Here is a 13,080-nt window from a genome sequence, read left to right on the forward strand (position 1 = left end):
ATGCCATTTTCAATTAAACGTATAGTGCCGCACATCCTAATTTTTTTAGGGTTTGTAATCGTATCATTAGCCTATTTTAGCCCGGTTCTTCAAGGGAAAGAAATCTACCAAAGTGATATTGTTCAGTTTATAGGCATGAGCAAGCAACAAAAGGATTTTAAAGCAGAAACAGGGGAAGAAACCTATTGGACAAATGGTGCTTTTGCAGGTATGCCAACCTATCAATTAGGGGCGAAATATCCCCATAATTACATCAAGAAAATAGATTTAGCCCTTCGGTTTTTACCACGTCCTGCCGATTATTTATTTCTATATTTACTAGGGTTTTACGTACTTTTATTGGTGCTTAAAGTCGATTTTAAATTGGCGGCGCTTGGTGCATTAGCTTTTGGATTTTCAACCTATTTAATTATTATCTTGGGGGTTGGGCATAATAGTAAAGCCCATGCCATTGCTTATATGCCGTTGGCTTTAAGTGGCATTATTCTCACTTTTAGGCAAAAATATATTGCAGGTTTTCTGCTCACGGCATTAGCTATGGGCTTAGAAATTGTGTCGAATCACTTTCAAATGACTTACTATTTAATGCTATTGGTGCTTATTTTAGGACTTGCTTTTTTAGTGGATGCTTACAAAAAACAAATGTTACCCCATTTTTTTAAATCGGTGGGTATTTTATTTGCCGCTGTTATTCTTGCTGTTGCTTTAAATGCAACGGGGGTAATGGCTACGCAAGAATATGTTAAGGAAAGTACGCGCGGTAAAACAGAGTTAACCATAAATGCAGATGGATCTCCAAAAGTTGTTTCCAACGGATTAGATAAAGATTATATCACGCAGTTTAGTTATGGTTTTGCTGAAACCTTTAACTTGTTTATCCCGCGTTTTATGGGCGGTGGTAATGGTGAAAATGTAGGGAAAGATTCTGCTACTTATGAGGCTTTTAGAAAGTTAGGAGCAACAACAACTCAGGCCGCAGAAGAAGCTAAACGTGCGCCGTTATATTGGGGAGATCAACCTATTGTGGAGGCACCGGCTTATGTAGGTGCTGTTATTTTATTCCTATTTGTATTCGCTTTATTTTTGGTGAAAGGACGTTTAAAATGGTGGCTTGTTGGCGGAACAGTTTTCTCGTTATTATTATCTTATGGGAAGAATTTAGGGTTTTTAACCAACTTTTTTATCGATTATGTTCCTATGTACAATAAGTTTAGAGCAGTGACTTCCATTCAGGTTTTGCTAGAACTGTGTATTCCTGTACTGGGGATTTTTGGGTTAGTACGCTTGTTTAATACGGTTGAAAAGGAAGATAACAAACAAAATGCTTTAAAGTATGCGACTATAATTACAGGTGGTTTAGCGCTTTTGTTTTTAGTGTTGAAATCGTCTTTATTTGATTTTGTTGGCGTGAATGATGGGTTTTATCGTCAGAATTACGGAGCAGAATTTGTTGATGCTTTAAAAGAAGACAGGAAAAGTGTTTTTACATCCGATACCTTACGTAGTTTAATTTTAGTACTGTTATCCGCTGGTTTAATTTGGGGGTATTTAAAAGGTAAACTAAAAGAAAATGTGTTGATAGTCGCTTTTGCGGTACTTATATTATTCGATTTAGTTGGAGTGGATAAACGCTATGTAAACAGCGAAGATTTTGTGTCGTCCATTAAAATGAATAAACCTTTTGAAGCCGATGCTGCAGATCAAGCTATTTTGCAAGATAAAAGCTATTACCGTGTTTTCGATTTGGTTTCTGGACCATCGAAGGCGTCCTATTTTCATAATTCATTAAATGGTTATAATGCTGCAGAATTAAAGCGCTACCGTGAAGTTTTCGATTTTTATATTTCGAAAAATAACATGAACGTGCTTAATATGTTTAATACCAAATATATTATTGCTCAAGGTGAAAAAGGAGAAACATTTCCATATACCAATAAAGACGCCAATGGTGCGGCTTGGTTTGTGAATACCTTGAAAATGGTAGATTCTGCTAACGATGAAATTTTAGCTTTGGATAGTTTAGAAAATAAACAGGTTGCGGTATTTGCAAAAGGAACGGGAGCATTGATTCCAACGGAAACAAAACAGTTTACTGTAGATTCTTTGGCTAGTATTAAAATTGAAGAACACCAACCAAACGAATTAAAATATAAATCCAACAATGATAATAATGGTTTTGCCGTCTTTTCCGAAGTGTATTATGGAAACGGTTGGAAAACATTTATAGATGGGGAAGAAACACAACATATTCGTGTAAATTACACCTTGCGTGGTTTAGAAATTCCAGCAGGGCAGCACGAGATTGTATTTAAATTTGATCCCGATGTGGTGAAAACAGGAAGCAGCATTGCACTGGCAAGTTCGGTTTTGTTTGGTTTGTTATTGCTTGGCGGACTGTTTTACGGATTAAAAAAGAGTAGTTTTTAGGTCCATTAAAAGAAAGTATGAGGTGTTAATTTAGTTACAATTTTAAAAATTTCCTTCTTTGCAGGAATGGTAAAATGAATAAAAACAAAGTACTCATTATAACTTATTATTGGCCACCAGCAGGTGGGCCAGGCGTACAGCGTTGGTTAAAATTTGTAAAGTACTTGCCCGAGTTTAATATAGAGCCTATTGTTTACATTCCAGAAAATCCTAATTACCCTTTAATTGATCATAGTTTAATTGCAGAAGTTTCAAAAGAGATCACCATTTTAAAACAACCAATTAGTGAGCCTTATAAGTGGGCGGGGTTGTTTTCAAAAAAATCATCGAAAACTATTAGTAAAGGGATTATTTCCGAAGAAAAAAAGCAAAGTATAATTGAAAAAATTATGCTTTATGTTCGTGGTAATTTCTTTATTCCCGATGCGCGTAAAAGTTGGGTGAAACCTTCGGTAAGGTATCTTTTAGATTATATTGAAAAAGAACATATTTCAACCATTATTACTACAGGACCACCACATAGCTTACACCTTATTGGTCTGCAATTAAAAGAAAAACTTGGTATAAAATGGCTTGCCGATTTTAGGGATCCTTGGACAACTATTGGCTACCATAAACAATTAAAATTAACCGAAAGCTCTAAATTAAAACATAAGGCGCTAGAAAATCAGGTTTTAAATTCGGCAGATCAAATTATTGTAACGAGTTCAGTTACCAAAAAGGAATTTCAAAACATTACCAATACACCTATTGAAGTCATCACGAACGGTTACGATTATGAAACCGTAGAAGCAAAACCGTTAGATACTAAATTTACTTTAGCGCATATTGGATCCTTATTATCGAAACGGAATCCGGAGGTTTTGTGGCAAGTTTTGGCAGAACTCATAAAGGAAAATAAAAGCTTTGCTCAAGATTTTCAGTTAAAATTTGTGGGAGCGGTAAGCCAAACGGTTTTAGAGTCTATAGATAAAAATGGGCTAACGCCTTACTTGAATACTATTGGATACGTCTCGCATAAAGCATCAATTGCTTTTCAAAAAAGCTCGCAAGTTTTACTCTTGGTTGAAATAGATTCCGAAGAAACAAAATGCATTATTCCTGGTAAATTATTTGAATATATGGTTTCTAACCGACCCATTTTAGCGTTAGGTCCAAAAGATTCAGATGTGGAACGCATCATAAAAGAAACAAATACTGGAAACTACTTTAGTTATATCGATAATAGGTCAATAAAATCGATTATCTTGTCGCACTATAAGAGCTATCTAGATAAAAGTTTACAAGTGCAGGCTATAGGCTTGCAAAAATATAGTCGAAAAAACTTGACATCCAAGCTAGTCTCTGTTATACCAAAGAATTAGAAACAATTTTGGTATGTCAAACCTTTTAAAATTTAAATTTTATAAATAATGGGTGTTGTTGCTTCGCAATCTTTTAAAAATATAGTATCTACCTATTTAGGGTTTGTAGTTGGGGCAATAAATACTTTATTCCTGTATACTAAATTTTTAAAAGACCAAGACTATGGTATGGTGGGGTATATGCTTTCCTTGGCTTATGTTATTATGCCGTTAATGGCTTTTGGTGCGCACAATGCTTTAGTTAAATTCTATACCACTTTTAAAACTCGAGAGTCGTTAAATAGCTTTTTAACACTCATGTTGTTATTGCCAATAGCCGTAATTATACCTGTTGTTTTTATTACTTATTGTGGTTATGGTTTTATTGCCGATGTTTTGGCAAATAAAAACGCCATAATTAAAAATTATTTGTGGCATACTGTTATTATAGCAATTTCTTTGGCTTATTTTGAACTGTTTTTTTCTTGGGCCAAAGTACAAATGCAAACCGTTGTTGGAAACTTTATGAAAGAAGTGTTTCATAGGGTTGGTACCATGTTATTATTGTTTTTATTTTATTTTAAGTATATAGATTTAGAGCTATTTATGGCAGGATTAGTTGTGGTTTATTTTGTTAGAATGCTAATTATGAAAGTGTATGCCTTTTCTTTAAAATTACCAATACTTACTTTTCAAAAAATTAATGATTTAAGTCGGATTTTAAAATATTCTGGATTAATTATAATCGCGGGAACTATTGCTACATCGCTTTTAGATGTGGATAAAGTGATGCTTGGCTATTATATTCCAATTAAAGAAATTGCTTATTATAACGTCGCTATTTTTATAACAGCTGTTATTGCTGTACCTCAGCGTTCCATGCATCAATTATTAATGCCTATGACGGCTAAATTTTTAAACGAACGAAATTATTTAGCTTTAAAAAAATTGTATAAACGTAGTTCTTTAAACTTATTTATAGTTGCTGGATTTATTTTTTTACTTATAGTTTTAAATATTAATCAATTGTATTTAATAATCCCGCAAGAGTTTAATGTGGGGCTTTATGTAGTTTTTATGATTAGTATTGTAAAACTGTACGATGCGCTTTTAGGAAGCAATAATGCCATACTTTTTAATAGTGATTATTATAGAATAGTACTTGTTTTAGGTGTTGTTTTAGTTGCTGTTATGGTAATTCTAAACATTGTTTTTATTCCGGTTCTCGGGATAAATGGTGCTGGGTTGGCCACCTTTTTAGCTGTGTTTTTATATAATTCGGTGAAGTTATTTTTTGTTTATAAAAAATATAAAATAACACCGTTTTCTGCCAAAACAATACAAATAGGTTTTTTTATAGGGGCTTGTATACTGCTTTTTTATTTTTGGGATTTTTCATTTCATCCCATTTTAAATATAGCTTTAAAATCTTTTTTAATTACTATACTTTATGTTTTTATTGTTTTTAAATTTAGGTTTTCAGAAGATATATCTAAGTTATTGATAAGGTATTTGAAGCTTTAGATTAAGCTTGATTTTCAGGTTTTATTTCTCTAAATTCGTTCAATAAGATGATGTGAAATGATTTTATGTCATCGTATTCTGGATCAGATAAAAACGTAACCCTTTTGAAAATACTTCACACAGCCGATTGGCATTTAGGACATAGATTACACGAACAATCTCAAGTTGCCGAACAAACTTTGTTTTTAAATTGGATTGAAAATTACATTATCGCGGAAAAAATTGATGTTTTATTAATTTCCGGAGATGTGTTTGACACCGGTTCGCCATCCAACCAAAGTTTAGAAATGTACTATAGTTTTTTAGTGAAGTTAAAAGCTACAAGCTGTAAGTCGGTAATAATCACGGGAGGTAATCACGATTCTGCTGGAACATTAAACGCGCCAAAACATATTTTAAATGCCTTATCTATAAAAGTCGTTGGCAAGGCTACCGACCTTATTGAAGATGAAGTTTTTAAAATTGATGTAAATGGTGAAAACGTTATTATTGGAGCTGTGCCTTATTTGCGAGATGGAGATATTAGGCGAGCCGTTGCCGGCGAATCTTTCGATGAATTAACCGATAAATATAAAACCGCGCTAATCAATCATTATCAAATGGTGGCCGAACAATGTAAACTGGTAAATACCACCAATGCACCAGTGATTGCTATGGGGCATTTATTTGCCATGGGAGGCTCTATTTCCGATAGTGAACAAAATATTTACGTGGGCACATTGGGGCATATTGGGGCAGAAGATTTTCCAGAGTATTTCGATTATATTGCTTTAGGCCATTTGCACCGCCCTCAAATTGTTGGTGGAAACGGTAAAGTTCGTTATTCTGGATCTCCAAATGTTTTAAGTTTTAGTGAAATTGGTTACGATAAAAAAGTGATTGTTTTAACGATTGAACATAATAAAATAAGTGAAATTAAGGAGGATACCATCCCGAGTTTTAGAGCTTTTTATAAACTAGAAGGTAGCATGGACGAATGTATGGCTGCTTTTCCAACGATTACATCCAATGCCTACGGGTTAACGCCTTGGGTGGAATTGGTACTAAAAGAACCACATACTATAAACACCGAAAATCTTGTTAAAGCTGCTGAAAATTATGCTTTCGAAATATTAAAAATGGCTTTAAAAAAGCAAAGAAAGGAAAAAGGAATCGAGGAGTTATTAGAAGAAACAAAGTCCATTAAAGAATTATTACCAACCGAAGTTTTTAAGTTGAAATGTAAAGAAATTGGTTTCGATTTGGAACACAGACCCGAAATAGAAGATGCTTTTAATGAAATATTACAAGCCGTTAAAAATCAGTAAAAGCAGCGCGATATGAAGATTTTAAAAATTGAATTACAAAATATAAATTCATTACGATCTGATACTTCTATAGTCATAGATTTTGAAAGTGAACAATTTAAAGATGTTGGTTTATACGCCATTACGGGGTCTACAGGCGCAGGAAAAACCACCATTTTAGATGCCATAACGATTGCTTTGTATCATAATGTGCCACGGTTTAATGGTACAAAAGGAGCGTTGATAGATGTTGTAAGTCACGGTGCTCACGAGGCTTTTAGCCGAATTACTTTTGAAAATGATAAGGTGGTTTACGATGCCTTTTGGGGAATGAAAGTAGCCGATAAATCGGGTAAAAAATATAAAAACCCTAAGGAAGAAGTGCGTCTTAAAAATTTGACAAGCGGTGAAATTTTAGCCAGTCAGAAAAGACTTTTAATTTCCGAAGTGGTTCGGGTAACGCAATTAGATTACAATCAGTTTTTAAGATCGGTTATGCTGGCGCAAGGCGAATTCGCATCGTTTTTAACAGCGAAAGGTCCTGAAAAAGGGAAGTTGTTAGAACAAATTACCGGCGAACAGATTTATAAAAAAATAGGACAAAGTATTCAGGAAAGAAAGGCTAAAGAAGAAAATGCACTAAAAGAAATTCAATCTAAAATTAATTCGGATGATGTATTAACTGAAGAAGCTAAAGCGGAGTTAATTCAAAAAGATACTATTTTAGATACAGAGATTAAAAAGGTTGAAAAGGAGATTAGTGCCACTAAATTAATGGTGGATTGGTATCTTAGTTTTAAGGAATTGAATGATAAATCTAAGCAGCTGGAAGAAGGTTCTAAAGCTATCGATCTTTATATTGAAAAGCATAAGGAGGAATTAACTCTTTTAGATTTAAACGAAAAAGCAGAACCTTTTAAAGAGGATATTCAGAATTTAAAACATATTGAAAAAGAAGTTGAGAATAAAACCAATCAATTAAAAGTTTTAGAAAAGGATTTAGTTCAATTAAAGCCAAAAATTGAGGTTTTAGAGAAACAGACCAAAATAAAAGCAGAAGCGTTCGAGCTTGCCGATATAACGTTTACGGCTTGGTTGCCAAAATTCGATTTAATAACCAAGTTAGATGGTGAATTAAAAAATGAGGCTGAAAGTAAACAGAAAACTAAACAAAAGTTAGATGAATTAATAGGTCAAATTGAAGCGCTAAAAAAAGAAGAGCACAATTTTACTAAGGTTTTAAACGATTCGGAAACTAAAATTAATGCCGATAATTTATTTTTGGAACAAAACACGTTTTTAAAGGAAGTCAGTTTAGAAATATCGAACTGGGCAAGCGAATTAACAACGCTTAAATCTAAAAAGGAAAGTTTAAAATCGGAATTGGATGTTGTGCATCAAAAAAATAAGGAAATTTTAAAAACGTCCGATGATTTAAAAGAAAATCAGGAACTTCTCCATAAAAAATTAGTTGAAGCAGAAAAAAACGATAAGTCTTACGCTGCACTTGTAGAGCAATTATCTAAAAATAATATCAATGATGTATTAGAAAAAAAGCAGCATGTTACTTTGCTTGAAACGCATTGGAAACAGTTTAAAACCCTTGCAGAACAAAATCTAAAAGCAGAAAAAAGAAAAGCAGATTTAGGCGTTCAGCAAAAACTGTTTTTAGAAAAATTAGAGTCGGTTAAAAAACAAATAGGCATATTACAAAAGGAAATTGAAGCTCAAGAAATTGCTGTTTTGGATGCTGGTAAAATTTTAGATTTAGAAAAAAGCATATCAAAATATGAAGCAGATCGGCAGCGTTTAGTAAAAGGCGAACCATGTGGTTTATGCGGCTCTACAGAGCATCCTTTTACCGAAAATTTAAAAACTATCGGGGTTTCAGAATCGCAAATAGAACTCGATAAACGTAAAGAAAAATTAAAAACTCTTAGTGATTCTAAAGCCGTTTTAGATAAATCGGAAGTTGAATTGAATACAAAAATTGAGCATTCTAAAATTCAAATTAATGACATTTCCGAAGAATTAAAAGCCATTATATCTTCAGCGAAAGCGTTAAAAATAGATGGTGAGTTATCAAATGTATCAAAAATTGATACTGAATTAAGTCTGGTTTCCGATACCTTAAAACAGTTGGATGCACGATTAATAATTGGGCAACAATTGCAGAAGGATAAAGATAAATTATCCAAAACTATTGAAGCGCAAAAAGAATCGGTAAATACCTTAAAAACAACGGTTGCTACGCTTCAGGAAAAAAATAAAAATGCCAAAGCAGAACTGGAATCTCGGCAAAAAACGATTAAAGATTTATCCGAAAATTGTTTGACTTTAGAAAATGAACTAAAAGCGAAATTGTCTAAATTTAATTACACTTTGCCGACTGTAGAGGATACAGCAGTATTCATTAAAAAGATAGAAGGTTTTGTGTCCGATTTTAATAAAAAACACAAAGAGTTAGAGGCCTTAAAAGGGCATGTGGTGGTTATAAAAACCAAATTGGAGCACAATAAAAAGCAAATATCAGCCTTAGAAAACACGCAAAAGGATTTTATTAAAACGATAAAAGACTGTGATGTTAAATTAGAGGAAACAAAGGCAAAACGTATAGCGCTTTTACCTATGGATATTACGGTGGAAAGCCAAAGAGCACGGTTGCAACAGGCTAAAAATAAATTAACAAAGGAGCTCGATTTAACTAAAAAGGATCTACAAGTTTTATTAAATTCTAAAACTGAAAATGAAGCTTTAAAAATTAAAAATAATAACGAAATTGTTACGCTTACCGATAAGTTGAACGAGGTGCTGTTAACTTTAAATACTAAAATTAAAGCCTCCGATTTTGATTCTAAAGAAGCTATTGAAAAGGCCTTATTATCAAAAGAAGATAAAGATGTTTTTGCTAAGAATAAAGAGCGCATTAAAGATAATTTACTCAAGTTAAAAACTCTTAAGGAAGCTAACGAAAAAGCAAAAGAAGAGCTTAATAAATCTAAAAATTTCGATGTTTCCGAAGAAGATAGCAAATTAGCTTTAGAGCGTTTAGCGACTAAACATAAGGGTTTTTTATCGGAAAAAGGTGAAATAAAACAAGCCTTTAAAAAGGACAACGAAATTAGAGATCGTAATAAAGCGGTTTATAAAAAAATAGACGCCCAAGAGGCTATTTGTAATGTTTGGAAGGAGCTGTTTAAAATTATAGGGAATTCTAAAGATGCGTTTAACGTCTATGTGCAGCGCTTAACCTTAAAGCATTTACTCGATTTGGCAAACGTGCATTTGTTTAAATTAAATAAGCGTTATTCTTTAAAAATGGAAGATAGCTACAAGCCTAAAGAGGAGCTTAATTTTAATTTAATAGACCATTACCAAACCGACCAAGTCCGATTGGTGGATACATCGAGCGGTGGGGAAAAATTTATAATTAGTTTGGCTTTGGCTTTAGGGCTGTCCGATTTAGCGAGTAAAAATGTAAAAATAGATTCTTTATTTATAGATGAAGGTTTTGGGACTTTAGATAAAAATACATTGGAAACCGTGATTTCTACCTTAGAAACCTTGCAATCTCAAGGTAAAATGATTGGGATTATATCGCATGTTGAAAATTTAAAAGAGCGTATTTCGGCTCAAATACAAATTACTAAAAAGAACAACGGTGTTAGTGTTGTGGATATTTTATAGGAATAAAAGTGTTATACAATTTTAAAACATGGGGAATACAACAGATGTAGCATTAAAGGAACGTATAAAGGAGCTTACTTGCCTTTATGAGGTTTCATCGAGCATTAGTAATGTGGATTTTCAAGATGTTGAAAGCACTTTAAAAGCGATTGCTAAAAGCCTTCAGAAGGCATTTTTATATCCCGATAAAACAGGAATTTGTATTGCTGTAAAATCAATATATGTACAAACGGAACAGTATGTAGAAGGAGGGGTTTCCATTGCATCCGATATTAAGATATTTAATGAAAATAAAGGTCGTATTGTTTGCGCTTTAAACTCAGATCATTTTAAAAAAGAAGATTTCTTAAAAGAAGAGCAATTATTGGTGAATAATGTGGCTTTAAAAATTGGCGATTTATTCGAACGTATTGATATTCAGAATAGTGAGGCAACATTAAAAAAACGCATGGAACACGCCGACCGTTTGGGGATACTTGGTGAAATTACCGCAGGAATTGCTCACGAATTAAATACACCGTTGGCTAATATTTTAGGGTTTGCCGAATTATTAAAAGCCGATTTTGAAAACGATAAAAAGGTTTCGGGAGATTTAAACAAAATTATAGACAATGCTATTTTTTCTAGGGAAGTACTGAAAAAATTAATGTTCTTTGCTTGCGAAATGCCTCAGGAAAAAAAACATGTTAATCTGGTGCCGACAATTAAAAGTGCTATCGATTTATTGGATGCCTCTTTTAGAAAGGAACAAGTTAAATATATTGTAAAAATAGAAGATGACACGTTGTGGCTTAGAGCCGATCCTATTCAGCTCACACAAATTATTTTTAATTTATTAATGAATGCCATTTATTTTTCACCTAAAGATGGTTTGGTAACCATGGAAGCGCTTCAAACTGAAACAGATATTATTTTAAAAATTTCCGATGAAGGTTCTGGTTTTACCCCCGAAGCTTTAGAAAAAGTATTTCAACCTTTTTTTACAACAAAACCTATGGAAGATGGATCAGGACTTGGGTTAAGCGTGGTTCATGGTATTGTGGCGTCTCATAAAGGTAGCATAACAGCAGAAAATAGATTGCCAAAAGGTGCTATATTTACCATCACGCTACCAAAAACTTAAGGCATGCAATTACGTAAAGAAAACATATTAATTGTTGATGATGATATCGATATTTTGGAACTGCTGCAACGGCATTTGCAGTCCTGGAATTATCACACTTATAAAGCGGTTTCTGTAAAAGAAGCCGTTACAATTCTTCGAGATTCAAAGATTGATTTATTAATTACAGATTTAAAAATGCCGGAAATTGATGGGGCAGAGCTTATAAAATTTGTATCCGAACACTACCCTAAATTGCCTAAATTGGTGGTAACGGGGTATCCTTCCGTTCAGGATTCTCTTAGTTTTATAAAATCAGGCGTGGTGGATTATTTAACAAAACCATTCACTAGAGATGAGTTGAAAATGGCTGTAAATAAATCTATGGCTACTGCGGAGGAAAACCACCCAAAGAGAATTAAAGCTTCCGAAGAAAAAAATAAAGCCTATGGTGATATTATTGGTCATTCAGAAAAAATTAATGATGTTATTCAAATTATTGAACGCGTAAAAAATAATAAAGCTACGGTTTTTATAAATGGTGAAAGTGGAACGGGAAAAGAACTCGTAGCACGGGCCATACATTATGAAGGGAAGTTTTCTAGGGCGCCTTTTATTGTTGTAAACTGTGGAGCTATTCCAGAAAATTTGTTGGAAGCCGAGTTGTTTGGTTATGTAAAAGGGGCGTTTACGGGAGCAGACACGAATAGAAACGGTTTTTTTCAAGCCGCTGATGGTGGTACTATTTTTTTAGATGAAATAGGAAATGCTTCAATGGCTGTTCAGCTTCGGTTATTACGTGTTTTACAAGAAAAAGAAGTCGTAAAAGTTGGGGCTCAAAAAGCAGAAAAAATTGATATTAGAATTGTTGCGGCTACCAATGGTGATTTACGTGAAATGATAAAGAAACAAACGTTTCGTGAAGATTTGTTTTACAGATTAAGCGTAGTTGAAATCCCGATGGCGCCATTGCGCGAACGAAAGGACGATATTCCTTTATTGGTGGATAAATTTCTTTTTAAATATGGCGTGGAGTATAAAGATCGCTTTGTGAAAATATCGCCAGAAGCACTGTCTACTTTAAATCGTTACAATTGGCCAGGTAATATTCGAGAGCTTGAAAATGTGATTCAACATGCTGTTATTATGTGCGATAAATTGGTAGATGTGGAACACTTGCCAGGGCATTTAAAATACACTTTAGAGTTTACAGATGATACTTTACAACCGCTTAGAGTTATCGAAAAAAAATATATAGAAAAGGTCTTGCGGGCCACAGGTAATAATAAAACCAAAGCTGCTGAAATTCTTCAAATAGATCGAAAAACGATTCGTCAAAAACTATCAGAATAGTATTTTTTACTGGAACAATTTGTTTCAATTGAGGAATTTTGTACCGATTTTAAATTCTTGTTTATTTTATAAAAATAAAGAAAACCCTTTATCCGTAAAGGGTTTTTGTGTTTTCTGGTTTTGGGTAAATCTAGATGGCATAAACGTTGCCTTTATGAATTAACAATATTTAAAGAGATAGAAATGAGTGCAAAACAATTTAATATATGCCCAAGTTGTGTGCATTTTAAAACCTGTGTGTTAACATCTCAAAAAAATAAAGTTTGGTCTTGTAGTGAGTACGACTCGGGAACATGAGAGCTCCTAGTGTTGCTAAAATCTATAACCTAAAATTAGTGTTAAAGGTTTTAATTGTTAG

Annotated in this window: 7 protein-coding genes; all 7 read left to right on the forward strand. The window is 33.3% G+C overall.

Annotated features, from left to right (window positions below):
* Window positions 1-2,427, forward strand: coding sequence for a YfhO family protein (locus FQU21_RS01450; protein ID WP_147676248.1), 2,427 nt, complete (start codon window positions 1-3; stop codon window positions 2,425-2,427).
* A 74-nt stretch (window positions 2,428-2,501) separates the two neighbouring features.
* Complete coding sequence (locus FQU21_RS01455; RefSeq protein WP_147676249.1) at window positions 2,502-3,791, forward strand: glycosyltransferase family 4 protein; 1,290 nt, start codon at window positions 2,502-2,504, stop codon at window positions 3,789-3,791.
* Between the two features lie 48 nt (window positions 3,792-3,839).
* Window positions 3,840-5,294, forward strand: coding sequence for a lipopolysaccharide biosynthesis protein (locus FQU21_RS01460; RefSeq protein ID WP_147676250.1), 1,455 nt, complete (start codon window positions 3,840-3,842; stop codon window positions 5,292-5,294).
* Between the two features lie 104 nt (window positions 5,295-5,398).
* Window positions 5,399-6,601, forward strand: a complete 1,203-nt coding sequence (sbcD, locus tag FQU21_RS01465; protein WP_147676251.1) for an exonuclease SbcCD subunit D C-terminal domain-containing protein — start codon at window positions 5,399-5,401, stop codon at window positions 6,599-6,601.
* Window positions 6,602-6,613: 12 nt separating this feature from the next.
* On the forward strand, window positions 6,614-10,267 hold the full coding sequence (locus tag FQU21_RS01470; protein WP_147676252.1) for an AAA family ATPase: 3,654 nt from the start codon (window positions 6,614-6,616) through the stop codon (window positions 10,265-10,267).
* Window positions 10,268-10,295: 28 nt separating this feature from the next.
* On the forward strand, window positions 10,296-11,390 hold the full coding sequence (locus FQU21_RS01475) for a sensor histidine kinase (protein ID WP_147676253.1): 1,095 nt from the start codon (window positions 10,296-10,298) through the stop codon (window positions 11,388-11,390).
* 3 nt (window positions 11,391-11,393) lie between these two features.
* Window positions 11,394-12,722: a sigma-54-dependent transcriptional regulator gene (locus FQU21_RS01480; RefSeq protein ID WP_147676254.1), complete on the forward strand. Its 1,329-nt coding sequence runs from the start codon at window positions 11,394-11,396 to the stop codon at window positions 12,720-12,722.
* Window positions 12,723-13,080: the final 358 nt, after the last annotated feature.

Source organism: Algibacter pacificus (assembly GCF_008033385.1).
GTDB classification, from domain to species: domain Bacteria; phylum Bacteroidota; class Bacteroidia; order Flavobacteriales; family Flavobacteriaceae; genus Algibacter; species Algibacter pacificus.